General features: G+C 73.2%; 28 protein-coding genes and 1 pseudogene. 10 read left to right on the forward strand and 19 right to left on the reverse strand.

All coding sequences use genetic code 11. From position 1 onward, the window contains the following. Positions 1-804: pseudogene (locus tag MPTA5024_RS28100) on the forward strand (hypothetical protein); the annotation flags it as partial. A gap of 30 nt (positions 805-834) precedes the next feature. Here the strand turns inward: MPTA5024_RS28100 and MPTA5024_RS28105 are convergent. Next, positions 835-2055, reverse strand: coding sequence for an ABC transporter ATP-binding protein (locus tag MPTA5024_RS28105; RefSeq protein WP_036330083.1), 1221 nt, complete (start codon positions 2053-2055; stop codon positions 835-837). A 124-nt stretch (positions 2056-2179) separates the two neighbouring features. Here MPTA5024_RS28105 and MPTA5024_RS28110 point away from each other — a divergent pair, with 124 nt between their 5' ends. After that, positions 2180-3169, forward strand: a complete 990-nt coding sequence (locus MPTA5024_RS28110) for a LacI family DNA-binding transcriptional regulator (protein ID WP_036330084.1) — start codon at positions 2180-2182, stop codon at positions 3167-3169. Here the strand turns inward: MPTA5024_RS28110 and MPTA5024_RS28115 are convergent. Continuing rightward, positions 3159-3647 (reverse strand): glutathione peroxidase, encoded by a 489-nt coding sequence (locus MPTA5024_RS28115; RefSeq protein WP_036330085.1) that lies wholly within the window; start codon positions 3645-3647, stop codon positions 3159-3161. The genes MPTA5024_RS28110 and MPTA5024_RS28115 overlap by 11 nt on opposite strands. A gap of 278 nt (positions 3648-3925) precedes the next feature. On the opposite strand from MPTA5024_RS28115, the gene MPTA5024_RS42710 reads away from it, so the two are divergent. After that, positions 3926-4402 (forward strand): lytic transglycosylase domain-containing protein, encoded by a 477-nt coding sequence (locus MPTA5024_RS42710; protein ID WP_036330086.1) that lies wholly within the window; start codon positions 3926-3928, stop codon positions 4400-4402. Between the two features lie 19 nt (positions 4403-4421). On the opposite strand, the gene MPTA5024_RS28125 is transcribed toward MPTA5024_RS42710, so the two are convergent. Next, positions 4422-5114 carry a TetR/AcrR family transcriptional regulator C-terminal domain-containing protein gene (locus MPTA5024_RS28125; protein WP_232326675.1) on the reverse strand — a complete coding sequence of 231 codons (693 nt, stop codon included), beginning with the start codon at positions 5112-5114 and terminating at the stop codon, positions 4422-4424. Positions 5115-5154: 40 nt separating this feature from the next. On the opposite strand from MPTA5024_RS28125, the gene MPTA5024_RS28130 reads away from it, so the two are divergent. After that, the gene (locus tag MPTA5024_RS28130; protein ID WP_036330088.1) at positions 5155-6279 is read left to right on the forward strand and encodes a ferritin-like domain-containing protein; all 1125 of its coding nucleotides are present in this window, start codon (positions 5155-5157) and stop codon (positions 6277-6279) included. A gap of 31 nt (positions 6280-6310) precedes the next feature. On the opposite strand, the gene MPTA5024_RS28135 is transcribed toward MPTA5024_RS28130, so the two are convergent. The 3 genes from MPTA5024_RS28135 to MPTA5024_RS28145 form a co-directional block, all read right to left on the reverse strand. Then, on the reverse strand, positions 6311-6661 hold the full coding sequence (locus tag MPTA5024_RS28135) for a DUF202 domain-containing protein (RefSeq protein ID WP_051458774.1): 351 nt from the start codon (positions 6659-6661) through the stop codon (positions 6311-6313). Then, the gene (locus MPTA5024_RS28140) at positions 6658-6993 is read right to left on the reverse strand and encodes a YidH family protein (RefSeq protein WP_036330089.1); all 336 of its coding nucleotides are present in this window, start codon (positions 6991-6993) and stop codon (positions 6658-6660) included. The genes MPTA5024_RS28135 and MPTA5024_RS28140 overlap by 4 nt, the downstream gene beginning before the upstream one ends. A gap of 64 nt (positions 6994-7057) precedes the next feature. Next, a complete protein-coding gene (locus MPTA5024_RS28145) occupies positions 7058-7423 on the reverse strand; it encodes a hypothetical protein (RefSeq protein ID WP_036330090.1) in 366 nt (121 codons plus the stop codon). Here MPTA5024_RS28145 and MPTA5024_RS28150 point away from each other — a divergent pair. Next, the gene (locus MPTA5024_RS28150; RefSeq protein WP_232326676.1) at positions 7422-7745 is read left to right on the forward strand and encodes a ubiquitin carboxyl-terminal hydrolase 14; all 324 of its coding nucleotides are present in this window, start codon (positions 7422-7424) and stop codon (positions 7743-7745) included. The two genes, MPTA5024_RS28145 and MPTA5024_RS28150, sit on opposite strands and share 2 nt — an antisense overlap. Positions 7746-7843: 98 nt before the next feature. Here the strand turns inward: MPTA5024_RS28150 and MPTA5024_RS28155 are convergent, their stop codons facing one another. Continuing rightward, on the reverse strand, positions 7844-9433 hold the full coding sequence (locus MPTA5024_RS28155; RefSeq protein ID WP_036330091.1) for a Na+/H+ antiporter: 1590 nt from the start codon (positions 9431-9433) through the stop codon (positions 7844-7846). A 170-nt stretch (positions 9434-9603) separates the two neighbouring features. After that, a complete protein-coding gene (locus tag MPTA5024_RS28160) occupies positions 9604-10569 on the reverse strand; it encodes a hypothetical protein (protein WP_157099766.1) in 966 nt (321 codons plus the stop codon). A 225-nt stretch (positions 10570-10794) separates the two neighbouring features. Here MPTA5024_RS28160 and MPTA5024_RS28165 point away from each other — a divergent pair, with 225 nt between their 5' ends. Next, positions 10795-12792 (forward strand): ATP-dependent DNA helicase, encoded by a 1998-nt coding sequence (locus MPTA5024_RS28165; RefSeq protein ID WP_036330093.1) that lies wholly within the window; start codon positions 10795-10797, stop codon positions 12790-12792. Between the two features lie 4 nt (positions 12793-12796). Here MPTA5024_RS28165 and MPTA5024_RS28170 read toward each other — a convergent pair whose 3' ends face one another. The 10 genes from MPTA5024_RS28170 to MPTA5024_RS28215 form a co-directional block, all read right to left on the reverse strand. Further along, positions 12797-13618, reverse strand: coding sequence for an MOSC domain-containing protein (locus MPTA5024_RS28170; protein WP_036330094.1), 822 nt, complete (start codon positions 13616-13618; stop codon positions 12797-12799). Positions 13619-13719: 101 nt separating this feature from the next. Next, complete coding sequence (locus tag MPTA5024_RS28175) at positions 13720-14526, reverse strand: SGNH/GDSL hydrolase family protein (RefSeq protein WP_036330095.1); 807 nt, start codon at positions 14524-14526, stop codon at positions 13720-13722. Positions 14527-14556: 30 nt separating this feature from the next. Then, positions 14557-14991, reverse strand: coding sequence for a type II 3-dehydroquinate dehydratase (aroQ, locus tag MPTA5024_RS28180; protein ID WP_036330096.1), 435 nt, complete (start codon positions 14989-14991; stop codon positions 14557-14559). Further along, a complete protein-coding gene (aroB, locus tag MPTA5024_RS28185; protein WP_036330097.1) occupies positions 14988-16064 on the reverse strand; it encodes a 3-dehydroquinate synthase in 1077 nt (358 codons plus the stop codon). Before aroB ends, aroQ begins: the two co-directional genes overlap by 4 nt. Continuing rightward, on the reverse strand, positions 16061-16573 hold the full coding sequence (locus MPTA5024_RS28190) for a shikimate kinase (protein ID WP_036330851.1): 513 nt from the start codon (positions 16571-16573) through the stop codon (positions 16061-16063). The genes aroB and MPTA5024_RS28190 overlap by 4 nt, the downstream gene beginning before the upstream one ends. Positions 16574-16587: 14 nt before the next feature. Further along, a complete protein-coding gene (gene aroC, locus MPTA5024_RS28195; protein WP_084370069.1) occupies positions 16588-17766 on the reverse strand; it encodes a chorismate synthase in 1179 nt (392 codons plus the stop codon). A gap of 55 nt (positions 17767-17821) precedes the next feature. Beyond that, entirely contained in the window at positions 17822-18487 is a 666-nt protein-coding gene (locus MPTA5024_RS28200; RefSeq protein WP_051458775.1) for a prepilin peptidase, read from the reverse strand. 102 nt (positions 18488-18589) lie between these two features. Beyond that, positions 18590-19198 carry an SseB family protein gene (locus tag MPTA5024_RS28205; RefSeq protein ID WP_084370070.1) on the reverse strand — a complete coding sequence of 203 codons (609 nt, stop codon included), beginning with the start codon at positions 19196-19198 and terminating at the stop codon, positions 18590-18592. Positions 19199-19243: 45 nt separating this feature from the next. Continuing rightward, complete coding sequence (locus MPTA5024_RS28210; protein ID WP_036330101.1) at positions 19244-20350, reverse strand: ring-opening amidohydrolase; 1107 nt, start codon at positions 20348-20350, stop codon at positions 19244-19246. Further along, entirely contained in the window at positions 20351-21292 is a 942-nt protein-coding gene (locus tag MPTA5024_RS28215; RefSeq protein WP_232326677.1) for a carbamate kinase, read from the reverse strand. Between the two features lie 171 nt (positions 21293-21463). Between MPTA5024_RS28215 and MPTA5024_RS28220 the strand changes: the two genes are divergently transcribed. Both MPTA5024_RS28220 and MPTA5024_RS28225 read left to right on the forward strand, forming a co-directional pair. After that, a complete protein-coding gene (locus MPTA5024_RS28220) occupies positions 21464-21799 on the forward strand; it encodes a hypothetical protein (RefSeq protein WP_051458776.1) in 336 nt (111 codons plus the stop codon). Between the two features lie 45 nt (positions 21800-21844). Continuing rightward, on the forward strand, positions 21845-22642 hold the full coding sequence (locus MPTA5024_RS28225; protein ID WP_051458777.1) for a TMEM175 family protein: 798 nt from the start codon (positions 21845-21847) through the stop codon (positions 22640-22642). Here MPTA5024_RS28225 and MPTA5024_RS28230 read toward each other — a convergent pair. Continuing rightward, the gene (locus tag MPTA5024_RS28230; protein WP_198167494.1) at positions 22537-23679 is read right to left on the reverse strand and encodes a pyridoxal phosphate-dependent aminotransferase; all 1143 of its coding nucleotides are present in this window, start codon (positions 23677-23679) and stop codon (positions 22537-22539) included. The two genes, MPTA5024_RS28225 and MPTA5024_RS28230, sit on opposite strands and share 106 nt — an antisense overlap. Positions 23680-23817: 138 nt before the next feature. Here MPTA5024_RS28230 and MPTA5024_RS28235 point away from each other — a divergent pair, with 138 nt between their 5' ends. After that, a complete protein-coding gene (locus tag MPTA5024_RS28235; protein ID WP_063794793.1) occupies positions 23818-24804 on the forward strand; it encodes a DUF418 domain-containing protein in 987 nt (328 codons plus the stop codon). Continuing rightward, entirely contained in the window at positions 24734-25525 is a 792-nt protein-coding gene (locus MPTA5024_RS28240; protein ID WP_036330103.1) for a carbon-nitrogen hydrolase family protein, read from the forward strand. The genes MPTA5024_RS28235 and MPTA5024_RS28240 overlap by 71 nt, the downstream gene beginning before the upstream one ends. Positions 25526-25574 lie beyond the last annotated feature (49 nt).

The following is a 25574-nucleotide window of genomic DNA, read 5'->3' on the forward strand; positions in this document are numbered from 1 at the left end:
CTGGCCGCGACGGCCGTCCTCGCCGCGGCGGGCCAGGCCGACCGGAGGGTGACCGCGATCGCGCTGGCCGCGGGCGCCGTGGCCGCGCTCGGCGTCATCTGCGAGGTGGGCGGGCTGCCGCTCGCCGCGCGGGTCATCGTCGAGTCGGTGGCGGCGGGCGGCGTCGTGCTGTGCGGCGTGCAGGTCACGTTCACCGGCGACTGGTGGGACGGGCCGGTGACCGTGATGTGGCTGGTGGGGGCGACGAACGCCTTCTGCCTGCTCGACCGGGTCAGGGGCGCGCTCACGCCGGTGGCCGCGGTGACGGCCGCCTTCCTCGCCGGGACGGCGCTCGTGCTGGGCGACCCCGGCCCGGCCGCGCTGCTCGCGGCCCTGTGCGGGGGGTGTCTCGGGTTCGCCGTCCAACGGGGCACTGGGGCGCGCATGGGCGCGCCGGGGGCGCTGTTCTCCGGGTTCGTCCTGGCCGCGGGGGCGACGGCGCTGACCGCGGGCCGCGACGCCGGCACGATCGCCGCCGGGCTGCTGCTCCCCGCGTTCGTGGCGATCGTCGGCGCGGGCGCGTACGGCACCCGCCGGCTGAGCCGGGCGGGGCTGGGACCGCGGACGGTGGCGGCCGTGCTGACCGCTCTGTCGGCGGTCACGGGGACGGCCGGCCTCGCGGTCGCGCTGGGCGTCCTTCCCGCGGGGGCGGCCACGGCGGCCTGCGCGCTCGGCGGGGCGGCCCTGGTGGCGACGTGGCGGGCGGCGGGAGCACGGCGAGGGCCCGCCGGGAGCCCCGTTCCCACGCTCGTGAGGAGGGGGTGAGCTCCGGGCGGGCCCGCGTCCCGTCGTGAATCAGCGGCCGACGTTGGCCTCGTGGCCGATCGACAGGCCCGAGTCGACGTCGAAGAAGTGCAGGTTGTGGGTGTCCACGACCAGCTCGATGTCCTGGCCGGGACGCACGTGGCTGCGCGCGTTCACGCGCGCGGTCCACAGCGACTTGTCGCCGGTCAGCGGCAGCGTCGCCTCCTCCTCGTCTCCGTCGTGCGCGGCGGCCACGGTGTCCTTGTGCTCGACCGGCGGGGCGTCGATCGTGAACAGGACGTTGATCTCCGAGCCCAGCTCCTCGGTGACGTTGGCGCGGACCGGGATGCGCACCCAGCCGCCGGAGTTGCCGTTGGCGGAGGTGGAGTCCTCGAAGTCGGACGGGCGGATGCCCAGGATGATCTTGCGGCCGACGTAGCGGTCGAGACCCGGCTTCTCGGCGAAGGTCGAGTCCGGCACGGGCAGCTTGTAGCCGGCGAAGGCGACGGCGGCGCCGCCGTTGTCGCGGACCAGCTCGGCGTAGGTGAAGTTCATGGCCGGGGAGCCCATGAAGCCGGCGACGAACAGGTTGACCGGGTCGTCGAAGAGGTTCTGCGGGGTGTCCACCTGCTGGAGCACGCCGTCGCGCAGGACGCAGACGCGGTCGCCGAGGGTCATGGCCTCGACCTGGTCGTGGGTGACGTACACCGTGGTGACGCCGAGGCGCTCGTGCAGCTGGTTGAGGGAGGCGCGCATGGAGACGCGGAGCTTGGCGTCGAGGTTCGACAGCGGCTCGTCCATGAGGAACGCCTGAGGCTCGCGGACGATGGCACGGCCCATCGCGACACGCTGGCGCTGACCACCGGACAGGGCGGCCGGCTTGCGCTTGAGGTACTGCTCCAGGCCCAGCATCCGGGCGGCGTCGTTGACCCGCTTCTGGATCTCGGCCTTGGGCATCTTGCGGAGCTTGAGGCCGAACGCGAGGTTCTCCTCGACCGTCATGTGGGGGTACAGCGCGTAGTTCTGGAAGACCATCGCGATGTCGCGGTCCTTGGGCGGCAGGTGGTTGACCACCCGGTCACCGATGAGGATCTCGCCGCCGCTGATGTCCTCCAGGCCGGCGATCATCCGCAGGGCGGTGGACTTGCCACACCCCGACGGGCCGACCAGCACCATGAACTCGCCGTCCTTGATCTCCAGGTTCAGGCCGTTCACGGCCTTCACCCCACCCGCGTAGATCTTGTCGACGTTGTTCAGAACGATAGAAGCCATGCCAGTCCTTCGCACTTCCGGAACAGGGGGAAGGTGGATACGTTTTCAGAACTTTCCCCCCAAGTGCCATCTACTGTCAAGATTCCGGTGGCGCGAGCGATGGAACTCTGCTGGAATCGTTTCCATGAGCGGTCCGATCTCACGCAGGGTCACCATCAAGGACGTGGCGGAGGCGGCGGGCGTGGGTGTGGCGACCGTGTCCCGGGTGCTGTCCGGGGGCTCGGCGAGCGCGGAGACGCGTGAGCGGGTGCTGGCCGCCGCGGCCCGGCTCGACTACCATCCGAGCGCGCTCGGGCGCAACCTGCGCCGGCAGCGGACGGGCGGCATCGGCCTGCTGGTCCCCGACGTCACCGACACGTTCTACGCCCGCCTCGTCGACGGCGTGCTGTCGTGCGCCCGCTCGTACGGCGAACCGGTGACGGTGGGGGTGACCGGGGACGACCCCGAGCGGGAGGCCGAGCTGATCGGCACGCTCATCGAGCACAGCATGGACCGGGTGATCGCAGTCCCCTCCGGCGACGGAGAGACGTGGGCGCCCGCCCTGCGGTCGGGGCTCAACCTGGTCTTCGCCGACCGCCGGGTTCGGGCCGACGTGCCGAGCGTGGTCGCCGACGACCGGTCCGGGGTCCTGACCGCGGTGGAGTACCTCGTGGGCCTGGGACACCGGAAGATCGCGTTCCTGGCCCGGCACGGCCAGTCGCAGCGGGTGGCGGCGTTCACGGGCGCCATCGCGGCGCTCGGGCTGCCGGCCGACCCGGAGCTGGTCGTGCACGCGCGGGCCAGCCGCGACTCGGCCTACGCGGCGGCGGCGGGCCTGCTGCAGCACCGCCCGGACGTCACCGCGGTGCTCGCCGGCGGCAACGTCCTCGGCGAGGCGGCCGTGCTCGCGGCCCGCGAGCTGGACGTGCGGATCCCGCGGGACGTGTCCCTCGTGATGTTCGACGACGTGCCCTGGGCCGAGCTGTGCTCCCCGCCGCTGACGGTGATCGCGCAGCCCGCCCAGGACATCGGCTACCGCGCCGCCGAGCTGGTCTTCCGGCAGGGACGCCGGCCGCCGACGGTCACGCTGCCCACCGAGCTCGTCGTGCGGGCGAGCTGCGGGCCTAGGAGATGACCTTCTCGACGGCCTCGACGACGTCGGGGTTCTCCGGCTCGGTCCGCGGGCGGAACCGGGCCACGACGTCGCCCCCGCCCGACAGCAGGAACTTCTCGAAGTTCCACTGCACGTCGCCCGCCTCGCCCGAGGCGTCGGGGACTGCTGTCAGCTCGGCGTAGAGGGGATGGCGGCCCTCGCCGTTCACCTCGGTCTTCTCCAGCAGCGGGAAGTCCACGCCGTACGTCGTGGAGCAGAACTGCTGGATCTCCTCAGCGGATCCGGGCTCCTGACCGAGGAACTGGTTGCACGGGACGCCGACGACGGTGAACCCGCGGTCGGCGTACGTCTGCTGCAGCCGGACGAGGCCGGCGTACTGAGGGGTGAGGCCGCACTTGGACGCGACGTTGACGATCAGGGCCGCCCGGCCGCCGAGAAGCGTGCCGAGAGTGGTCCGCTCGCCGTCCAGGGTGGTCACCGGGATCTCCAGAGCGCTCATGGCGCGACTCTACCCATCGGTAAACGGAGGGTCGCCACAAGGGCCGCCCCCGGGGCGCCGACGGCAAAGAACTGTCCGGGAGGCGTCGCCGTTGCGGCGCCGGAGCCGTCCCGGCGTATTTCAATCCGGCCAGAGGACCCGTCGCGGTGCCTTCCGGAAGTTCATGTGATCCGGTGCAGGCCGAGCGGGCGGCCGCGTCCATGCCATGGACGCGTCACCGCCGCGGCGGGCGCGTGCGCGCGCCCGCCCCCGCACGCGACCCGACGACAAGGACCGATTTGGACAGCAGAAGCGTTCTACGCGGCACCGTCGCGACCGCCATCGCCTGCGCCCTCGGCGGCGCCGGGAGCGTCGCGGCGTGGGCCGGGGCGTCGGCCGGACCGGCCACGCACCTCGGCGTGTGGAAGATGCGCGTCACGCCGGTGACCCAGAAGATCCGGCGGGCCCCTACGAAGGTCCGCAACAAGGCCTACGCCTTCCGGATGGTGACCAGGCGGGCGTGGTCGGGCGACCAGTTCCAGTGCCTGGACAGCCTGTGGACCAGGGAGAGCAACTGGGACCACCGGGCCTTCAACGAGGGCTCAGGCGCCTACGGGATCCCGCAGGCGCTGCCGGGCAGCAAGATGGGGTTCGTGGCCCGGGACTGGCGCTTCAACCCGCAGACCCAGATCAGGTGGGGGCTGCGGTACATCAGAGGCCGCTACGGCTCGCCGTGCGGCGCCTGGGGCCACTTCAGGTCCCACAACTGGTACTGACGCGGGAGGCGCCCGGCGCTCAGGCCCGGGCGTCTCCCCTGCCGGCACGCTTCGCCGCCCGCACGGACATCGCCTGCACCAGCAGCTCGAGCCCGAACTCGAACTCCTCGTCGTGGTCGCACTCCACCAGGTACGGCGAGAGCTCCCCGACCACCGGGAACAGCGCGGGGTCCACCTCCGCCACCGGGACGTCGGGCCGCACCGGGGCGAACGTCGGCGTCACCCCCACCTCGCGCAGCAGCGACCCGACGACGTACGCGATGAACATGCGCAGCATCTGGACCGCCTCCCTGCCGTCGAACCCGGCGTCGAGCAGCGTCGACAGCGCCCGCTCGACGGGAAGCAGCCCGGCCGTCGACCGCAGCTGCCGGCTGACGACGACCATCGTGGAGCGCGGGTAGTGGTGGGCGATCTGCCGGAAGGCCCGGGCCTGGATCCGCACCCGTTCGGTCCAGTGGGCCGCCGGGTCGTCGGTGAACTCCACCTGGGACAGCACGGACTCGGCGACCGCGTCCAGCAGGGCCGACTTGTTCGGGACGTGGTTGTAGAGCGACATCACCCCGACGCCCAGGTCGGCCGCGATCCTGCGCATGGAGACCGCGTCGGCGCCCTCCCGCTCGATCAGGTCGATGGCCGCGTCGACGATCCGGTTCCGGCTGAGCATGACGAGATTCTCCCCCACCTGTTGACGCACGTACAGCGTACGTGCCACGCTCGCAGGTGAACGTACGGTGTACGTCTAGGAGGTCCCGGTGTCGACGCACGAGCTCTACACGATCCCTGCCGAGCTGTCCACGTGGGACGTGTCGATGACCGGCGCGGCCCGCTTCACCTGGGAGTACGACGACGGCCGGGACCGCATGCTCGCCCTGTACCAGAAGGGCAAGGACAAGCAGTGGGACTCCGTCAAGCGGATCGACTGGGGCCTCGAGGTCGACCCGTACGACGTGCTCGGCATCCCCGACACCACCATCGCGATCTACGGCACCCCACTGTGGGACCGGATGGACGAGCGGCAGCGGAAAGACGTGCGCAGGCACGGCGCGGCCTGGCAGTTCTCCCAGTTCCTGCACGGCGAGCAGGGCGCGATGATCTGCTCGGCCCGCATCGTCGAGTCGGTGCCCGACCTCGACGCGAAGTTCTACGCCGCCACCCAGACGATGGACGAGGCGCGGCACGCGGAGACGTACGCCCGGTTCCTGCAGGAGAAGGTCGGGCTGGCCTACCCGATCAACGAGCACCTCAAGGCGCTGCTCGACAGCACGCTCGGCGACTCGCGCTGGGACATGCCCTACCTCGGCATGCAGGTGCTCATCGAGGGCCTCGCCCTGGCCGCGTTCGGCGTGATGCGCGACATCACCACCAAGCCGCTGCCCAAGCAGATCCTCGCGTACGTGATGCAGGACGAGGCGCGGCACGTCGCCTTCGGGCGCATGGCGCTGCGCGACTACTACCGGAACCTGTCCGAGGCCGAGCTGCGCGAGCGCGAGGACTTCGTCATCGAGGGCTGCTACCTCATGCGCGACCGGCTGCGCGGGCGGGAGACCTGGGAGAACCTCGGCCTGTCCCGCCCCGAGGTCGACGAGGCCATGGAGTGCGTCGACCGGTCGGAGTACCTGCGGCTGTTCCGGTCGCTGCTGTTCAGCCGCATCGTGCCGTGCGTCAAGGACATCGGGCTGTGGAGCCCCCGGCTGCAGAAGGCGTACGCCGACATGGGCGTGCTCGACATGGCCGGGCAGAGCCTCGACGCGCTGATGAGGCAGGACGAGGAGATCGCCGAGACGATCGACGCCGAGCGCTTCGCCCAGGAGGAGCGGGAGCGCCGCGAGGAGGTCGCCGAGACGATCGCCGCGGCGCAGGACGCGGCCTCCTCCTGAACTCGCTGCCGCGTCCCGACGACGCGGGGCTTCAGGACGCCAGCGTGATCACGAGCACGAGGGCGCCGGCCGCCACGCAGAGCGCGCCCAGCCAGGCGAGCCGGACGTCGAGCCCCGGGTCGAGCGTCCTCCCCTCGGCGAGCGCCCGCTCGACGTGGTGGTGGCGGACACCCGTGCGCACCAGAAGGACGGCCCCGGACAGGGCCGCCAGCACGAAGGGCACGGTCACCGCGCCCGCGACCCCGTGACGGAGCGCCGCTCCGGCCGCCCCCAGCCCGCACGCCGCCAGCGCGGCGGCCGCGCGCACCCAGGCCAGGCGGGTCCGCTCGCTGTGCAGGCCCGGGCCGCCAGGGGTTCCGGGACGCGCCCGCGGACCGGTCATCGGGACAGCAGGATCAGGACGAGCGCGAGGACGGCCACCGCCGCCACGCCGTACCCGACCATGGGCGCGAGGGCAGGCGGAGGGAGCGGCTCGTCCCGGCGCAGGGCGCGCTGGATGTGCCGCCAGCGGGGGTACGCCGTGGCCGCGGCGACGGCGGCCAGCAGCACGAGCACGACGGCCAGCAGCGTGCGCACCCAGGGGACGAAGACGGTCGCGGGGACCACCGCCATCGCGATGCCGCCCGCGCTCAGCGCGAGGGAGGTGCTGATCCAGGTGAGGAACGTGCGTTCGTTGGCCAGCGTGAACCGAGGGTCCGGCTCGTTGCCTTCCATAGCGGAAGGTTAAATTCGCCCCTTTACCCCTAGATTTGTCGGGTTGCCGGAACGCGCGGGCGGATCAGATGCAGGCGTCGCTCACCTGCTTGAGATAGCGGGCGCCGTCCGTGGCCACGCGTTCGGCGGCCTGGGCGGCCGACTCCGCGTCGCGCACGTCGAGCTTGCCGAGCCGGTCGGACAGGCCCTGGAGCGCCTCCTTCAGCGAGGTGTCGGCGGCCTTGGCGGCGATGTCGTCCAGCTTGGCCGCGCCGTCCTTGAGCTTCTGGCGCATCGCCTCCGGGTCGTTCACCGTCGCGCCGATGTCCTTGATCGTCTGGGTGACGGCCTTCGTCGCCTCGGCGCAGGTCTGGGCCTTGTCGGCGGTGGCGCAGCCGGAGACGAGCAGCGCGGCGGTGGCGGCGACGGCGGCGAGCGGGAGGAGTCGCATGGCCGAAACCCTACCCAACCCGCGGCAGGCCGGAGCGGTGCTCGCAGGCCGTAGCATCGGCGACATGGGGATCTGCGAACACATGGTCAACACCGCCGAACCGGAGCCGCGCACGCCGGAGGGCTGCGAGGAGTGCCTGCGGGCCGGCACGCGCTGGGTCCACCTGCGCAAGTGTCTCGACTGCGGGCACATCGGCTGCTGCGACTCCTCTCCGGGCCGCCACGCCACCGCCCACTTCAAGGAGGAGGGGCACCCGGTGATCCGCTCGTACGAGCCGGGCGAGGAGTGGCGCTGGTGCTTCGTGGACCAGCGCCTCGGCTGATCCACCGGCCCGCACAGGTTTGATCCAACAGCCCGCGCGGGCCTGGTCCACCGGCCCGCGCGGGGGCCGATCACCGACCCGTTTTCGCCGGGCGGCAGTCAGCCGCGTTCGAGCGTGGCCTCCTCGAAGTCGAGCTCCTGCATCACCCGGTGGAGCACCTCGTCGTCGATGCGCCGCTCGTCGCGCAGGCGGACGAACACCTCGCGCTCGGCCGCCAGCATCTCCCTGCGGAGCCGCCGGTAGAGGCTGGCGGGCGTCTCCTCCCCTTCAGGGCCGGTGCCGCCCCCCAGCCGCTCCCAGGCGTGCATCGCCCGGCGCTCGGCGCGGGTGCGCAGCTGGTCCACGACCTCCTCGTGCACCTCGTGGACGCCGTCGGCGGTCAGCTCGTCGAGGCGGGCCAGCGCGGCGGCCGCCGCGGCCTGCTGCGCGCCGGCCTCGGCCAGGTCGTCGGCGTACCGTTCCCGGGCCGTCGACACCCCGACCTTGCGGATGAGCCAGGGGAACGACAGCCCCTGGACGATCAGCGTGCCGATGACTATCGCGAACGTCAGGAACAGCAGCAGGTCGCGCTTGGGGAAGTTCTCCGGGAGGCCGAAGGCCGCGGCGAGCGACACCACGCCGCGCATCCCCGCCCAGCTCGTCAGGACCACGTTCTGCCAGGGCGGCGTCTTCGGCTCCCGCGCCCGGACCCGTTTGGACAGCATCCGGGGGAAGTAGATCGCGGGAGGCACCCAGACGATCCGCAGCAGGACCACCAGGAGGAACAGCACGACCGCGTAGGTCACGACGGTCCCCAGCGGCTCGGCCGTGAGCCCGCCGATGACCGGGCGCACCTGGAGCCCGATGAGCGCGAAGACGATCGACTCCAGCACCAGGTCGACCACCTGCCAGACCGCCCCCGACAGCAGCCGCGTGCCGTACGACGTGCGGCTCAGCTCGTGGCCGAGGTAGATCCCGACGATCACGACCGAGATCACGCCCGAGGCGCCGGCCGCCTCCGCCCCGAGATAGGCGGCGTACGGCACGAGCAGCGAGACGCCGTTCGCGATCAGCGGATCGGTCAGGCGGCGCAGCACGGCCCCCGTGACGTACGCGACGGCGAGGCCGATCGCGACGCCGGCGCCGGCCGCGACGACGAACTGCCTGCTCGCGTCCAGCAGGTCGACCGCGCTGCCGAGGAGGGCCCCGACGGCCACCCGGTAGGCGGTGAGCGCGGTTGCGTCGTTGAACAGGCCCTCGCCGACGAGGACGGTCAACGCGCGGCGCGGAAGCCCGAGTTTGCGGCCCACGGCCACGGCCGACACGGCGTCGGTCGGGGCCACGATCGCCCCGAGCGCGAACGCCGCCGCCAGCGGCAGCTGCGGGATCAGGGCGTGCGCCGCGAAGCCCATGGCCACCGTGGTGAACAGGACGAGCCCGACCGCGAGCAGCCCGACCGGCCGCCGCGCGTCGCGCAGCCGCAGATAGGAGCTGTCCAGCGCGGCCGAGTAGAGCATCGGCGGCAGGAAAACCGACAGGACGATGTGCGGGTCCAGCCGGTAGCTGGGGACGCCCGGGACGTAGGACGCGACCAGGCCGGCCAGGACGAGGAGGAGCGGAGCCGACCAGCCCCGCCATCGTGCGACGCCCGCGACCGCCAGCGCGCCGGCCGGGAGCAGGAGGAGCTGTAACGCCGTTGACGTGTCCATCAATCGACGAGATTACTTACAGCTGAGACCCCAGATGTCCCCGGCCGGGTCCCCGGCACGCCGGGCGACGCGGTCCATCCGGCTCGGCGGCGCGACGGACCGCGCGATCCGGCGGGCCTGCCCGCGCGACCGGCCCGCCGTGGATCCAGCCGGCGGTGTCCGGTCCCGGGTCACCAGCCGCGCGCGTCCTCCCACGTCTCCGCGCGATGGTCCGCCCACTGCTCGACGGGCTGGTCCACGGGCGGCTCGACCCGGTGCTCCCTGCGGGGCTCCGGCCGGAGCCGCTCGCCGGTGCTGTACATCGGCTCCTGGACGTACGGCCTGACCTGTCCCAGGCCGAGGGGGTCGCTGGGGTCGACCTCGGCCCCGCCCGCCGGCGGGTGCTGGGGGGCCCACTGCCCCTGGGGAGCCTGCTGCGGCGGCGCCATGGGCCGTCCCGGCTGCGGCGCGCTCCGCGGCCCGGCCTGGGGGACGCCCTGGCCGTCCATCGGGCCGTACTGCGCGTGCTGCGGGACCTGCTGAGCCGCCGAGGACGCGACGAGACGGTCCTGCGCGGGGGCCCCGCGGGCGACGAGGACGTCGTTCGGGCCGAGCGTGGCGGCCGCGGACGGGTACGGCTCGGCGTACGGCTCCTGGGGATAGGACTCCATCGACGGCGCCGGAGCCGGGACGGGCGGCCGGGCGTACTGCCCGGTCCCCGGATAGTCCGGATAGTCGGGGTAGTCCTGATAGTCGGCGTGGGCCGGACGGGCGTAGCCCTCCCGCTCCTGCGCGTACGGGTCGTGGACCTGCGTCGCGTACTCCTCGGGGGCCTGGGCCGCCGGGTAGTCGTCCTGCGCGGCGTACCCGTCGTGCCCCTCGCGCGCCTGGTAGACGCCCTCGGGAGCGGGGAACGGGCCGGTCCCGGCGTCCTCGTCCTGGAGGTGGCCGCCGGCCTCGTGGAATCCCTCGTCCAGGGTGTCGATCAGGCGTCCCACATCGCTCATGGGCATACGGAAACTCGCCGTGCACATCTCGCCCCGCCACAGGCTCAGCACCAGCGTGCCGTCGTGCCAGGTGACGCGGAGCACGCGGTCTTGCCCGCGCGCGTCGAAGAACACCTCACCGAACGATGGCAATGGGACAACTTCCGACATGGCAGACATAGTGCCTTTACCTGCCCTTATCCGTCCACTCGACCTCGGGGAAACCCTTGCGAAAGTCCGTTTCGTACCTCTTTGCCGTTTTATCCGCGGATCGCCGTTGACCTAATGCGCGTGACATTCAGTGTGCCATGTGCGGCAGGCGGGGGTTCTTGGAACGCCAGGATGTGGTGGGACGGTCACGCACAGGTTGTCGGTGCCAGCGGGTAGCGTTCTTCCGTGCCCAAGGACCGTCCGGAGCTTCCGCCCGTCGAAGAACTGCTCACCGCCGCGGTGACCGGGCTCGGGGGGGCCGAGCGCCCCGGGCAGGTGAAGATGGCCCAGGCCGTGCGCGACGCCATCGAGTCCGAGGAGCATCTGGCCGTCCAGGCCGGCACCGGCACCGGCAAGTCCCTGGCCTACCTGGTCCCGGCGATCCGGCACGCCGCGGATCGCGGCAAGGCCGTGGTGGTGTCGACCGCGACGATCGCGCTGCAGCGCCAGCTCGTCGACCGCGACCTGCCCCGGCTGGCCGACACGCTGGAGGGGCTGCTGCCGCACCGGCCGGAGTTCGCCATCCTCAAGGGCCGGCGCAACTACCTGTGCCGGCACAAGATGAGCGCGGGCATGCCGGAGGACGAGGACGACCAGCTCTTCGACCCCCGCGAGGTGAGCGCGACCGGGCGGATGGTGCAGCGGATCCAGGAGTGGGCCAACGACACCGAGACCGGCGACCGCGACGAGCTGGTGCCCGGGGTGAGCGACCAGGCGTGGCGTCAGTTCTCGGTGACGGCCAAGGAGTGCCTGGGCGCCCAGCGGTGTCCCAGCGGCGCCGAGTGCTTCGCCGAGCTGGCCCGCGAGCGCGCCGGTGAGGCCGACGTCGTGGTCACCAACCACGCGCTGCTCGCGATCGACGCCATGGAGGACCTGCTCGTCCTGCCCGAGCACGACGTCGTGGTGGTCGACGAGGCCCACGAGCTGACCGACCGGGTGACGTCCGTGGTCACCGACGAGCTGTCGGAGTCCACCGTGGGGCTCGCGGTGCGGCGGGCCGGGCGGCTCATCGAGCAGGGCCTCGCCGACCGGCTCCAGGAGGCGGGCGAGGACCTCCAGGCGCTGCTGGCGGTGGCCCCGGCCGGCCGTGTCGACGAGCTCCCCCAGTCGCTGGGGCTGACGCTCGCGCTCGTCCGCGACGCGGCCTTCGCGTGCATCACCGCGCTCGGCCCGCGCAACAAGGACCGGGGATCGGGCGCCGACGACGTGGAGAACGCCGGCCTGCGCAAGGCCGCCTTCACCGCCCTCGACGAGGTCCACGACACCGCGCAGCGGATGCTCGACGCCTTCGGCGCGGAGTCCGAGGTGGACCGGGCCGAGGTGGTGTGGCTGGAGGCGGCTCATCAGCAGGGCCGCGTCCGCGTCCCCCCCACGCTGCGGGTGGCGCCGCTGTCGGTCGGCGGCATGCTGCGCGACCGGCTCTTCGGCGACCGGACCGTGATCCTTACCAGCGCCACGCTCGCGCTCGGCGGCACCTTCGACGGCATGGCCCGCCAGTGGGGTCTCGGCAAGGACGGCTGGACCGGCCTCGACGTCGGGTCGCCGTTCGACCATCCCCGGCGGGGCATCCTCTACGTGGCCTCGCACCTGCCGCAGCCCGGCCGGGACGGGCTCCCGGAGGCGTACGTCAACGAGATCGCCGAGCTCATCGAGGCGGCCGGGGGGCGGGCGCTCGGGCTGTTCTCGTCGATGCGGGCCGCCAAGGCGGCGACGGAGGCTCTGCGGGAGCGGCTCGACGTGCCGCTGCTGTGCCAGGGCGACGACTCGACGTCGCTGCTGGTCAAGCAGTTCGCCGCCGACCCGGCGACCTGCCTGTTCGGCACGCTGTCGCTGTGGCAGGGCGTCGACGTGCCCGGGCCGTCGCTGACCCTCGTCATCATCGACAGGATCCCGTTCCCGCGGCCCGACGATCCGCTGGCCTCGGCCCGGCAGCGCCACGTGGCGGCGACCGGCGGCAACGGCTTCATGTCGGTGGCCGCGACGCACGCGGCCCTGCTGCTGGCCCAGGGCGCCGGCCGGCTCCTGCGCTCTATGGACGACCGGGGGGTGGTCGCCGTGCTCGACCCGCGCCTCGCCACGGCCCGATACAGCGGCTTCCTGCTGAGCTCCCTGCCGCCCTTCTGGCGGACCACCGACCCGGCCAAGGTCCGCGACGCCCTCCGCCGTCTCGGCACCGACGCCTGAGCGGTCAGGGAAGGGCGGTCACGGGATCGCCGACGGCCACCACGCCGGGGGCGCGCGGGACGAGCCGGATGCCGAACCAGGTCTTGCCGTCCCACCGGCGATGCCGGGCCAGGGTGCGGATCGGCTCCTTGCCCTTCAGCGCGGTGTCCGGGTCGATGGTGGTGACGGCGCATCGGTCGCAGATCTCCGACACGCGGAACTCCACCTCGCCGATGCGCACCTCCTTCCACTCGTCCTCCCGGTACGGCTCGTCGCCGTCGATCACGACGTTGGGGCGGAACCTGGCCATGGGCAGCGGCTCGGGAACCTCCTCTCCCCGTTCGACGGCACCCTCGGCGATCCAGTCGTTCAGCAGGCGCAGCGAGGCCCGTGTGGTCAGCAGCAGCGGGGCATCCCAGGCGAAGCTGACGATCTCGCCGGGAAGGCCGCCGTGGGCCGGGTCGATCGACCGGCGGCGGGGGTCGTCCAGCCATACGAGCCGGGCGGGCACGCCGAGCAACCGGGTGAACCAGTCGCCGGCCGCCGGATCCGCGCTCACGGCCCGGTCGAGCCCGGAGAAGCCGACCGGCACCGTGTCCCCCGCGGCCGGCGGAACGGTCAGGCCGGGCATCCCGGGCGCGGTGAGCGACAGGCCGCCGTCGTCGAGGTTGCGGGCCGTCACGGTGACCATGCGCGGGTACTCGCCCAGCCACAGGTTCTCGCCGTCCTCACCGATCACCGCCCATCGCCGGTCGCCGTCGAGCCCCCACGGCTCGACACGGACCCGGTCCGCCGGTAGACCAGCAGCCGACTTGAGCGGATAAATCCGGATATCGGTGAGCTGCATGATCCAAGGATACGCCGCGGAGCCGTCCCAAGAGAGCGCTCTCACACCGATGGCGGCGTCACCACAACCCCACGGCGTGAGGTGGGGGACGCCCGGCTGACTCAGCCGCGCTCGCGGGTGGCCCGCTCCCAGGGCGTGAGGTGGGGACGCTTGGGGTCGAGGCCGTCGCCGGAGGAGGTGCCGCGGATGCGGCGGCCGATCCAGGGGCCGAAGTGCTCCCTGAACCACTGGGCGTCCTCGCGCAGCTTGGCGCGGGGGTCGACCCGCTCGCGCGGCGGCCAGGTCATCCGCCAGTCGTCGTCGCCCGGCACGCCGAGGACGTGGAGGACCTTGGCGGCGACCAGACGGTGGCCGACCTCGTTCATGTGCAGCCGGTCGCCGCTCCACGCCCGCCAGTCGCGCAGACCCTGCATCGACCACATGTCCACCAGGTGGCAGCCGTACAGGTCGGCGATGGACCGGACGTGCATGAAGAAGACGGCGAACTTGCCGCGGGCCCGCCGCATGATGGGGGTGTCGCGGGGGTCGGTGCCGGTGAAGAGGACGACCTCCGCACCGCTCGCACGCAGCTCGCGCACGGCGGCGGCGACCTTCTTCGCCATCCGGTCGGGGTCGCTGCCCGGCCGGATGAGGTCGTTGCCGCCCGCGCAGAAGCTGATGAGGTCGGGCTTCATCTCGACGGCCAGGGGCACCTGGTCCTGCACGATCTGGTCGATGAGCTTGCCCCGGACGGCCAGGTTGGCGTAGCGGAAGCCGGGCTCCATTAAGGCGAGGCGCTCGGCCACCCGGTCGGCCCACCCCCTGAACCGCTGAACCTCACCCAGGCCCCCCACCGGCCCGTCCAGGGGCGGGTCGTTGAGACCCTCGGTGAAGCTGTCCCCGACCGCCACGAACGACGTGTAACCCATCGACCCCGCCTTGCCTCGAACGACGCTCTGTTACTCCCCAGTATCCGCGATGGCCCTGAGCGCCAGCTCATAGGACCGCAGCCCGAAGCCCGCGATCGTCCCGGTCGCCACCGCGGCCACGACCGAGGTGTGGCGGAAGGTCTCCCTGGCGTTCGGGTTCGAGATGTGCACCTCGACCAGCGGCGCCGTGCGCTGCGCGATCGCGTCCCTGAGGGCGTACGAGTAGTGCGTGAACGCGGCGGGGTTGAGCACGACCGGCGTGCGGGTGTCGGCCGCCTCGTGGATCCAGCCGACCAGCTCGGCCTCGTCGTCGGTCTGCCGGACCTCGACGGACAGTCCGAGCTCGCGCCCGGCCTCGCGGCACAGCGCGGACAGGTCCTCGAAGGTCTGCGCGCCGTACACGTCGGGCTCCCGGCTGCCGAGCCGGCCCAGATTGGGGCCGTTCAGCACGAGCACGGGCCTCATCGGGCCACCTCTCGGAAGGCGGCCTCGAGCAGCTCCTCGGACGGGTTCTCCAGGCGGCCCGGCTTCCCGACGCCGTCCAGCACCACGAACCGCAGCACCGATCCCCTCGCCTTCTTGTCGACCCGCATGTGCTCGCGCAGCTCGGGCCAGGACTCCTTGCGGTACGCCGTGGGCAGGCCGACGGCCTCAAGGATCCAGCGGGTGCGGTCGACGACGTCCCTGCCGACCCGGCCGTCCAGCCGCGACAGCTCGGCGGCGTAGACGAGGCCGATGGCCACGGCCTCGCCGTGCCGGATGTGGTAGTCCTCGACCCGTTCGATCGCATGGGCCAGCGTGTGGCCGTAGTTGAGGATCTCGCGCAGCCCGCTCTCGCGCAGGTCGGCGCCGACGACGTCGGCCTTGACCTGGATCTTCCGCTCGATGAGCTGCCGGGTGTGCTCGCCCTCCGGCGTGCAGGCCCCGGCCGGGTCGTCCTCGATCAGCATGAGGATGGTGGGGTCGGCGATGAAGCCGCCCTTGATGATCTCCGCGAGCCCGGCCACGTAGTCGGGGCGGGGCACGCTCACCAGCGTGGCGAGGTCGCACAGCACGCCCGCGGGCGGGTGGAACGACCCGACGAGGTTCTTGCCCTCGGGGGTGTTGATGCCGGCCTTGCCGCCGACCGCGGCGTCCACCATGGCCAGCAGCGTGGTCGGCACGTGGACGACCTTGACGCCGCGCAGCCAGGTGGCGGCGGCGAAGCCGGCCAGGTCGGTGGTCGCCCCTCCCCCGACGCCGACCACGGCGTCCGACCTGGTCACGCCGTACCGCCCGAAGGCGGACCAGAGCTCGGCGGCCACCTGGACGGTCTTGGCCGCCTCACCGTCGGGCACGGGCAGGGAGACGACCTCGTAGCCGGCGGCCTCCAGCGCCCCGCACACCGGGCGGCTGATCTCGGGCAGCCCGGCCGGGTGGACGACGGCGACGGTCCGCACCCCCGGGCCCAGCAGGCCGGGCAGCTCCGACAGCACGCCGGTGCCGACGACCACGTCGTAGGGGTTGTCGCCGCGTACGGGGATGCGCGTGGCGGTCACAGCGCGGCCGCTATCTCTGAGGCGACGTCCGCGGGGTCGCGGTCGTCGGTCGCGACGGTGATCGCCGCCAGGCGCTCGTAGATGGGGCGGCGCTCCTCCATGAGCCTGCGCAGCTGACTGCGCGGGTTGAGCACGAGCAGCGGCCGGGCTGAGGCGAGGCCGACACGCTTGACCGCCTGGTCGAGCCCGACCTGGAGGTAGACGACCCGGCGCCCGGCGAGGAGGTCGCGGGTGGGCTCGTGCAGGATCGCCCCGCCGCCCAGCGACAGCACGCCCTCGTGGGTGTCGAGCGCGGTCCGCACGGCCTCCGCCTCCAGTTCGCGGAACCTGGCCTCGCCGTCCTCCACGAACACGTCGCTCACCGGCTTGCCGGCGACGGCCTCGACGTCGCCGTCCGTGTCGCGGAACGGCACGCCGAGGCGCTCCGCGAGGAGCCGCCCGACCGTGGACTTGCCCGAGCCGGGCGGGCCGATGAGCACCGCGGCCGGGCCTTGAGACGCCGATTGCATGATCACAGACCTTATTACTTGATGACCAGGGACGAGAGGTAGCCCGCCAGGTTGCGCGCCACCTCCTCGACGGAGTCGCCGCCGAACTTCTCCACCGCCGCGTCGGCCAGCACCAGGGCCACCATGGCCTCGGCGACGATCGCCGCTGCGGGCACGGCGCACACGTCGGACCGCTCGTGGTGGGCCTTGGCGGCCTCCCCCGTCAGCACGTCCACGGTGGACAGCGCGCGGGGCACGGTCGAGATCGGCTTCATCGCGGCGCTGACGCGCAGCGGCTCGCCGTTGGTCATGCCGCCCTCGATGCCGCCGGCGCGGTTGGTGATGCGGCGCACGCCCTCCGGCGTGTTCTCGATCTCGTCGTGTGCCCGGGACCCGGGGCGGCGGGCGGTCTCGAAGCCGTCGCCCACCGCGACGCCCTTGATGGCCTGGATGCCCATGAGCGCGGCCGCGAGGCGCGCGTCGAGCCGCCGGTCCCAGTGGGTGTAGCTGCCCAGGCCGGGCGGGAGGCCGTAGACGACCACCTCGACGACGCCGCCGAGCGTGTCGCCGTCCTTGTGCGCCTTGTCGATCTCGGCGACCATCGCGGCGCTCGCCTCCGGGTCGACGCAGCGCACCGGGTCGGCGTCGACGGCGGCCATGTCGCCGGGGCCGGGCAGCACGTCGCGCGGGGCCGTCGCCTCGCCTATGGCGACCACGTGGCTGACGATGTCGACCTCGAGCGCCTGCTTGAGGAAGCTCCGCGCGACCTGCCCCAGCGCCACCCGGGCGGCCGTCTCGCGGGCGCTGGCCCGGTCGAGCACCGGTCGCGCGTCGTCGAAGCCGTACTTCTGCATGCCGGCGAGGTCGGCGTGGCCGGGACGGGGGCGGGACCGCGGCGCGTTGCGCGCCACGCCCTCCAGCAGCGCGGGGTCGACCGGGTCGGCCGCCATCACGGTCTCCCACTTGGGCCACTCGGTGTTGCCCACGCGGATCGCCACGGGCGAGCCGAGCGTGCGGCCGTGCCGGACGCCCCCGGAGATCGTCACCGCGTCCTGCTCGAACTTCATCCGCGCCCCGCGGCCGTAACCGAGCCGGCGGCGGCGCAGCGCCTCGTCGAGCTGGGCGGTCGTCACCTCCACCCCGGCGGGCAGGCCTTCCAGGATCGCGAGGAGCTCGGGGCCGTGCGACTCCCCGGCCGTCAACCAGCGCAACATGGTGACAAGTCTTCCATGCGTCCCCCAGTGCGGTGTCCCCCTGACACTCCCGTCATCACCCCTGAACGGGCAGCAGCACACCCGCGAGGGCGCCCGCGAGCATGAACGGGCCGAACGGGAACTCGCTGGTCCGGGTGCCCCGCCCGGTCAGCAGCAGCCCGACGGCGTAGACGGCGCCGAGGACGTAGCCTCCGATCCCGGCGACGACGGCGGCCTGGACCCCGACCGCCCCGGTGAGCAGCCCGATGAGGCCCGCGAGCTTCACGTCGCCGAGGCCGAGGCCGGTCGGCCTGATGAACCACAGCACCGCGTAGAGCGCGCCGAGCACGCATCCGCAGGCCAGGGCGGTGAGGAACCGGCCCGACGGCGCCAGCAGGGCCAGCACGACGGGATAGGCCGGGAGCGTGATCGCGTCGGGCAGCCGCCAGGTCCGCACGTCGATGACGGCGAGCGCCGCCCCCGCCGCCACGGCGCAGAGCCAGGCCGCGAGGACCCATCCGCCGGGCACGCGCCACACGACCAGCCCCGCGGCCGCGGCGGTCGCCCCCTCCACCAGGTAGGGCGGGCGGGGCAGCGGCACGGTCGCGGCCGCCGCGCGCAGGGCGTCGGCGGCCTCGCGCCGGTGGTCGCCGGGGTCGGCCCCGAACCCGGCCGCGAACGCCCGGGCGTACGACCCGGCCACGAGACCGAGGACGACGGCGGCGACGATGAGGAAGGCCACCCGCCCGACCCTAGCCGCCCTCCCGGCGAGCGGAACCGGGCCCGCTTCCGCCTGTGGACAACTTCCCGGGGCCGGTCCTTCGCTGCCCGGGGCGGAGGACCGTCAGGCGCGGCGGCGCGGCCACCAGGCGCGCCGGCGCCCTCCCGCCCCCGCATCGCCCGCCCCCGCATCCTCTGCCTCCGCCAGGGTCTCGCCGATACGGGCCACGGTCACGCCGGGGGCCGAGGCCACGAGCCGGTCGAGGGCCGCGGGGTCGCGCCTGGCCTCCTCGACGGCCGCGAGGGCCTCCAGCATGCCGCCCTCGACGACGAACGGCACGGGCCCGGCGACGTCGATCACGACCGCCGCGGCGTTCTCGTGCCGGGCGGCCTGGCACACCTGCGGCGTGGTGGCCTGCACGGGACGGGCGTCGGGACGCCACCGCGCCATGGCACCGGCCCCCGTGAAGGCGATCACCGCCTCCCGCCCGTCCCTGCCGACGAGCTTGGGGAGGGCCATCTCGCTCTCCTTCTCCTGCCGCAGGCCGTGCTCCCCCACCTCGGACTCGGTGAGGAGCGCGACCACCGGCACGAGCAGCCGGGTCCCCGCGAGGGCGGCCAGGACGTCGGCGGCCCCCGCCGTACCGGCCTGGAAGGCGGACAGGGCCGCCGCGACCGCCGCGTCGGCGGCGCCGTCGTCGTCGGGTCGCAGGGGCTGCGGTATGGCCGGCACGTTCCGCGAGCCTACCCTCTGAGGACGGCGGGCCCGCCCGCGGCGTCAGCCCAGGTCGGCGATGGCGATGACCGGGCCGCCGCCGGACGGCCCCTGGTGCACGGCGGCCACCGAGACGAACACGGCAGGGTCGCCCGTCACGGACGCCGCGACGCCGCCGACCGTCGCCTTGATCTGGCGGTGCCAGTGGACGTCGGAGTCGTCGAGCATGATGTTGCGGCGGCCGCGCACCCGGCCTGACGGGTCGGCTTCGCACTTCATGAACAGGTTGACGAGCCGGCCGCCGAGGTCGCTCGGGTGCGGGCGCTCGGGCAGCTCGATGCCGGAGTCCCGGACGGCCTCCCAGATGCCGTCGGCGTCCAGGGCGTCCTTCATGACGGAGTGCCCGGCGCGGTAGCGGCCGCCGATGCCGCGGACGTTGCCCACGACCACGATCTGGGCGCGGTCGAGCTCGACGCCGCTGGAGCACGAGGCGACCGACGAGTAGAGGGACAGGTCCTTGTGGATCTGCTCGGCCGCCGGCATCTCGATCTCGCCGAGCGCGACCGCGATGCCGAGGGCGGTGGTCGAGTTGGAGATGTCCATCGACTTCAGCGTGTCCTCGGTGACCACGGTCCGGCCGCGCTCCTTGGCGTCCGTGATGGTCGAGAGCGTGAGCAGCGGGGTCTTCGTCTGCACGTAGTGGACGTCGGCGGGGTCGTCGATCCCGGCGATCTTCATGGCCTCCCGCACCCCCGCGGCCACCTTCTCCACCATCGCGGGACGGCCGATGTCCTCGGGGAGGATGACCTCGCTCATCGCGACGCCGACGCTCAGCCGGGGCTCGTCGGTGCGCACGGCCTGGGCCGGGTCGACGGTCGCGAAGATCGTGGCGTGCGGGCTGAGGACGCCGTCGGTGCCGCCCGACCAGACGAGGGGCACCTGCTTGACCTCCTCGGGCGTGCGCGTGCCCTTGGCCAGGAGCACCTCGCGGAAGGCCCGGTCGGCCAGGATCCGCGTGTAGTCGTTCACGCCGCCGTTGCCCTCGGTCTTGCCGATCACCGCGAGAACGCGGTCGGCCTCGATCACGCCGTCGTCGATGAGCTTCGCGAGCCCGGAGGCGTCGGTCACGCTCTCGATGGCGACCTTCCGCACCTCGATCGGATCCGGCATCTAGTTCTCCACCCCTCTGAATACCCTTGTCCCGATATTTCCTGATAGCGCCTCGCCGATGTGCTCCAGCGAGGTGATCACGGCCCGCTCCCCGCCGTCCTCGGCGAAGCGCAGCGCGGCCTCCACCTTCGGGCCCATGCTCCCGCTCGCGAAGTGCCCGGCCGCCTGCAGGGCCCGCAGTTCCGCGACCGTGACCGCCTCGATCGGCCGCGCGCCGGGCGTCCCGAAGCCGGCGACCGCGTTCGGCACGTCGGTCGCGATCACGAGGTCGGTCGCCTGTACGGCTCTCGCCAGCGCGGCGGCCGCCAGGTCCTTGTCGACGACCGCCTCCACCCCCTCCAGGGCGCCGTCCGCCCCGCGGACGACCGGCACTCCCCCGCCGCCCGCCGCGACGACGGTGTACCCGGCCTCCATGAGGACGATCGCGGCGGAGGCGTCCAGGATCTCGACCGGGGCCGGGGACGGGACCACGCGGCGCCAGCCGCGCTCGAACCGCCGCCAGGTCTGCCCCTGCCGTTCGGACCGGCGCGCCTCGTCCTCGCCGAAGTACTGCCCGATCGGCTTCACGGGGTCCTGGAAGGCGGGGTCGTCCGCGTCCACCAGGGTGCGGGTGACGACGGCCGCGACCCGTACGGGCTCGGGCGCGAGCGCGCGCTCCAGGGCGTTCATCATGAGCGTGCCGAGCGTCCCCTGCGTCTGCGCGACGCACCAGTCCAACGGCACCGGCGGCACGACATGGGCCGCGAGCTGGTTCTTCAGCAGGATGTTGCCGACCTGGGGGCCGTTGCCGTGCGTCAGCACGACCTCGTGGCCGGCCCTGATCAGGCTCGCGACGTGCTCCATCGCCCGGCCGATCGCCCGATGCTGGTCGGCGGGGGACGCACTCCCATCGGGAGCCGTCATGGCGTTGCCGCCCAGTGCGATCAGTACGCGTCCGCCCACACCGCGAAGCTATCCAGCCGCCACGGCGCGTACATTGGCGACTGTCGCCCACCCCGTCCCGTTTCGTCGGCAACAATCACCAAGGCCGCGCGAACCGGGCGAGATCACCGATGTGGACCTTTTCCCGCCCGGGTATATCGCCCGGCCCCCCGAAGGCGGCACAATCTCCGCGTGCCCCCCGAGAAGCTGGAACCCGACGAGATGGGCGCCGCCTTCGCCGCCCGGCGTGAGCTCGGCCCGCAGTACGAGCTGGAGCTCGCCGAGTCGCTGGTCGAGCGCGTCAACGCGGTGATCGACGCGCGGCTCGCCGAGCGGAGGACGCGCCGCCCGCCGCTCGACTGGGCCCAGATGACCCTCGGCCTGGGCTCGCTGGCGCTGTCGGTGCCCCTGGTCGCGATCCTGGCCACCCAGGGCGGCGGCACGATCGGGTTCATGATGGTCTTCGGCGTGGTCGCCTTCGTCAACCTCGCCTACGTCCTGACCCGCGCGCTGCACCGGCGGGACTGACCGCGCCGCCATGATTCGCCGCTCCAGCAACCGCGGGCCCGCCGCGTGATCGACCCTCCCGCCGTCCAGGACGTCGGCGCGCCCGAGCCGCGGGTGCGCCCCGGGCTCACCCACGAACGCGTCGGGGTGTTCGCCGACGCCATCTTCGCCATCGCCATCACACTGCTCGCGCTGGAGCTGCCCCGGCCGGAGCGCGAGGACTACGCGCGGCTGGGGGCGTTCCTCGGCGACCACGTCAACTCGTTCGTGGCGTTCGCCATCGCGTTCCTGATGCTGTGGTTCACCTGGAGGGCCCACCACAGCCTGTTCGACCAGATCACCCGGGTGTCGCAGCGGGTGCTCGCGCTCCACGTGCCGCTGCTGTTCTTCGTGGCGTTCCTGCCGTACACGACGTCGGTGTTCGGGGAGGCGACGGGGCTGCCGGACGAGGCGGCGGGGGGCCGCGCCCTCGCCATCGCGCTGTTCGCCGCCAACGAGGCGATCCTCATGCTGTGCCAGGGCGCGATGATCGCCGTGGTGCTGCGGCAGGGCCTCCAGCGGCCGGACGCGAACATCAGCCGCCTGCGGACCGAGGGCTGGATCGACTGGGTCGGCGGCGTGTACTGGTTGCTGACGGCCGCCGTGAGCGGGCGGGCGGCCGAGTACGTGCCGTTCCTGTGGCTGGCGACCCCGCTGATCGCCTTCGCCGTCGCCCGCGTCGTCGTCGTCCTGCGCCGGCTCGCTGACGGCCGGAGGCCTCAGCCGCGCAGGGCGCGCAGGCGGGCGGCCGCCTCGTCGATGACCTCGTCCCGCTTGCAGAAGGCGAACCGCACGTACGCGCGGCCGCGGGAGGGACGGTCGTAGAAGACCTGCGTCGGGATGGCGACCACCCCGGCCAGCCCGGGCAGCCTCCCGGCCAGGTCGAGCCCGTCCTCGAAGCCGAGCGGCCGGATGTCGGTCTGCACGAAGTAGGTGCCGGCCGGGCGCAGCACGCCGAACCCGGCCTCCTCCAGCCCCGCGACGAGCCGGTCGCGCTTGGCCTCCAGCGCCGCCCGCTGCCGGGCGACCCACTCCATCTCCTCGCGCAGCGCGTACGCCACGGCCGTCTGCCAGGGCGCGCTCGAGGTGAACGTGAGGAACTGCTTCACCGCCTGCACGGCGGCGACCAGCGGCGCCGGCCCGCAGACCCAGCCGGTCTTCCACCCGGTGACGCTGAACGTCTTGCCCGCCGAGGAGATCATCACGGTCCGCTCGCGCATCCCGGGCAGCGTGGCCAGCGGAATGTGCTCCACCCCGTCGAACGTGAGGTGCTCGTAGACCTCGTCGGTGATGGCGATCAGGTCGCGCTCCCGGCAGACCCGGGCCACGGCCTCCAGCTCCTCGCGGGTGAAGACCGTCCCGGTGGGGTTGTGCGGGGAGTTGACGAGGATCGCCCTGGTGCGGGGCCCGATCGCGGCCTCCAGCTCGGCCGGGTCGAACGTGAAGCGGCCGGCGTCCACCCGCAGCGTGACGGGCCTCCGCACGGCCCCGGCGAGCGAGACCGCCGCCGCGTACGAGTCGTAGTACGGCTCGAACAGGACCACCTCGTCGCCCGGCTCGCACAGGGCGAGGACCGCCGCCGAGATCGCCTCGGTGGCGCCGACGGTGACCAGCACCTCCCCGTCCGGGTCGTAGGCCAGGCCGTACCACTGCTTGCGGTGGTCGGAGACGGCCTGCCGCAGCTCGGGCAGGCCGGGGCCGGGCGGGTACTGGTTCAGGCCGCCCCTGACGGCCTCGACGGCGCGCTCCAGCATGCGCTCGGGCCCGTCGGTGTCGGGGAAGCCCTGGCCGAGGTTGATGGACCCGGTGTCCACGGCCAGCTTCGTCATGGTGGCGAACACCGTCGTGCCGAACTCCCGCATCCGCCGCACCAGCGGCCCGCCGCCCGCGTCCGCCCCGGTCGCCTCGCTCAGCTCGCTCACGTCCGTCACCTTATCCGCCCCCCAGGCGGGCTCCCCGTCAATGGACCGGCCGCCCGTGATCGTGGTGGACTTGCCCGCATGGACGGACCCCCGCCGCCCGGCCGCATCCGCTCGCTCGACGCGCTGCGCGGCTTCGCGGTGTGCGGGATCATGCTGGTGAACACCTGGCAGCACACCGTCCAGGCCGGCGGGCGCACGTCCATCGACTGGGCGATGGACAACCTCGCCCAGAGCCGCTTCTACCCGATCTTCTCGTTCCTGTTCGGGGTGGGCTTCGCGCTGTTCCTCCAGTCCGCCGGGCGGCGCTCCGACCGGCCCCGGCTGGTGCTGCTGCGGCGGCTCGCGGTGCTGGCCGTCATCGGCCTCGCCCACCGGTTGCTCGACCCCGGCGAGGTGCTGCTGCCGTACGCGGTCCTCGGGGCGGTGCTCCTGCTCCCGGCGAGCCTGCTGCCCGCGCCGGTCGTCCTGCTGCTCGCGGCGGGGGCCACCGTCGCCGCCCTGCTCGGCGGGGAGCCGTACGCGCTGATCGCGGCCCTGTTCCTGCTCGGCCTGGCCGTCGTCGGATACGGCAGGGCCGGGCGGCCGGCCGGCCGCGGGGTGTTCGCGGCCGCCGCGGCGGGCGCCGTCGCCTTCACCTGGTGGTGGAACCACGACCCGCCCGGCGGGGGCGTCTACCAGGCGGCGGCGCTGTGCGGGGCGGCCGCCTACGCGACCGGCCTCCTGCTGCTCGCCCGCCGGGCCGCGGTGCTGGAGGCGCTCGGCCGGATGGCGCTGACCCACTACCTGACCAGCACGTTCGTGATCCTGGCGGCCATGCCGCTGCTGCTGGCCGACTCGTCGGGGGCGGCCGTCGTGGCCGTGACCGCGGTGACGCTCGCGGCGCAGGCGGTCTTCAGCCGCTGGTGGCTGGCCCGCTACCGCTACGGGCCCGTGGAGTGGGTGTGGCGCCGCCTCACCTGGTGGCGCCCCGTCCCCAACCGGCACACTGGGAACCGTGACACGCGTAGCGCTCTGCCAGATCCCGGTGGCCCACGACCCGAAGGCGAACCTCGAGGCGGCACGTGAGGCGCTCGCCCGGGCCCGCGGCGCCGACCTCGCCGTCTTCCCCGAGGCGACGCTCACGAGGTTCGGCCGGGCCGTCGCGGAGGTGGCCGAGCCGCTCGACGGGCCGTTCGTGACCGGGCTGGCCGAGGCGGCGCGCGAGAACCGGATCGCGGTCGTCGCGGGCGTGTTCGAGCCCGCCGGAGACGGCAGAGTCGTCAACACGGCGGTCGCCCTGGACGCGGACGGGTCCCTCGCCGCGGCCTACCGGAAGATCCACCTGTTCGACTCCTTCGGCGCCGCGGAGTCGGCGCTGGTCACCGCCGGGGACACCCCGGTCGTCGTCGCGCTCGCAGGCCTGCGGCTCGGGCTCATCACCTGCTACGACGTGCGGTTCCCCGAGCTCGCCCGCGCGCTGGTCGACCAGGGGGCCGACGCGTTCGCCGTCATCGCGGCCTGGGGCTCCGGCCCGATGAAGGAGGAGCACTGGACGACGCTGGTGCGCGCCAGGGCCATCGAGAACACGACGTGGACGGTCGCCGTCGGCCAGGCACCCAACCCCGAGGCTCCGGACGGGTTCGGCATCGGACGCAGCATGCTCGTCGACCCGATGGGCGTCGTGCGCCACGACCTGGGCCCCGGCCCGGCCGTGCACGTGGGCGAGATCGACCCGGCGGTGACCGAGAGCGTGCGGCGGACCCTCCCGTCTCTCGAACACCGCCGGCTCGGAGTCCGCAGATCGTAAACTTGGCCCCATGAACGAGCGAGGCGAGCGAGGCGGCGCGCACGGCGGG

Origin of the sequence: Microbispora sp. ATCC PTA-5024, assembly GCF_000511135.2 — a bacterium.
Lineage (GTDB): Bacteria > Actinomycetota > Actinomycetes > Streptosporangiales > Streptosporangiaceae > Microbispora > Microbispora corallina.

What these genes read in the sequence shown, in the direction of transcription:
- aroQ (WP_036330096.1), bottom strand. Translation starts at nt 14,991, where the DNA reads ATGAGGCCCGTGCTCGTGCTGAACGGCCCCAATCTGGGCCGGCTCGGC.
- MPTA5024_RS28235 (WP_063794793.1), top strand. Translation starts at nt 23,818, where the DNA reads ATGGACGGACCCCCGCCGCCCGGCCGCATCCGCTCGCTCGACGCGCTG.
- MPTA5024_RS28175 (WP_036330095.1), bottom strand. Translation starts at nt 14,526, where the DNA reads ATGGGTTACACGTCGTTCGTGGCGGTCGGGGACAGCTTCACCGAGGGT.
- MPTA5024_RS28145 (WP_036330090.1), bottom strand. Translation starts at nt 7,423, where the DNA reads ATGCGACTCCTCCCGCTCGCCGCCGTCGCCGCCACCGCCGCGCTGCTC.
- MPTA5024_RS28140 (WP_036330089.1), bottom strand. Translation starts at nt 6,993, where the DNA reads ATGGAAGGCAACGAGCCGGACCCTCGGTTCACGCTGGCCAACGAACGC.
- MPTA5024_RS28115 (WP_036330085.1), bottom strand. Translation starts at nt 3,647, where the DNA reads ATGAGCGCTCTGGAGATCCCGGTGACCACCCTGGACGGCGAGCGGACC.
- MPTA5024_RS28190 (WP_036330851.1), bottom strand. Translation starts at nt 16,573, where the DNA reads ATGCAATCGGCGTCTCAAGGCCCGGCCGCGGTGCTCATCGGCCCGCCC.
- aroC (WP_084370069.1), bottom strand. Translation starts at nt 17,766, where the DNA reads ATGTTGCGCTGGTTGACGGCCGGGGAGTCGCACGGCCCCGAGCTCCTC.
- MPTA5024_RS28230 (WP_198167494.1), bottom strand. Translation starts at nt 23,679, where the DNA reads ATGCGGGAGTTCGGCACGACGGTGTTCGCCACCATGACGAAGCTGGCC.
- MPTA5024_RS28210 (WP_036330101.1), bottom strand. Translation starts at nt 20,350, where the DNA reads ATGCCGGATCCGATCGAGGTGCGGAAGGTCGCCATCGAGAGCGTGACC.
- MPTA5024_RS28170 (WP_036330094.1), bottom strand. Translation starts at nt 13,618, where the DNA reads ATGCAGCTCACCGATATCCGGATTTATCCGCTCAAGTCGGCTGCTGGT.
- MPTA5024_RS28160 (WP_157099766.1), bottom strand. Translation starts at nt 10,569, where the DNA reads ATGTCGGAAGTTGTCCCATTGCCATCGTTCGGTGAGGTGTTCTTCGAC.
- MPTA5024_RS28155 (WP_036330091.1), bottom strand. Translation starts at nt 9,433, where the DNA reads ATGGACACGTCAACGGCGTTACAGCTCCTCCTGCTCCCGGCCGGCGCG.
- MPTA5024_RS28105 (WP_036330083.1), bottom strand. Translation starts at nt 2,055, where the DNA reads ATGGCTTCTATCGTTCTGAACAACGTCGACAAGATCTACGCGGGTGGG.
- MPTA5024_RS28110 (WP_036330084.1), top strand. Translation starts at nt 2,180, where the DNA reads ATGAGCGGTCCGATCTCACGCAGGGTCACCATCAAGGACGTGGCGGAG.
- MPTA5024_RS28135 (WP_051458774.1), bottom strand. Translation starts at nt 6,661, where the DNA reads ATGACCGGTCCGCGGGCGCGTCCCGGAACCCCTGGCGGCCCGGGCCTG.
- MPTA5024_RS28150 (WP_232326676.1), top strand. Translation starts at nt 7,422, where the DNA reads ATGGCCGAAACCCTACCCAACCCGCGGCAGGCCGGAGCGGTGCTCGCA.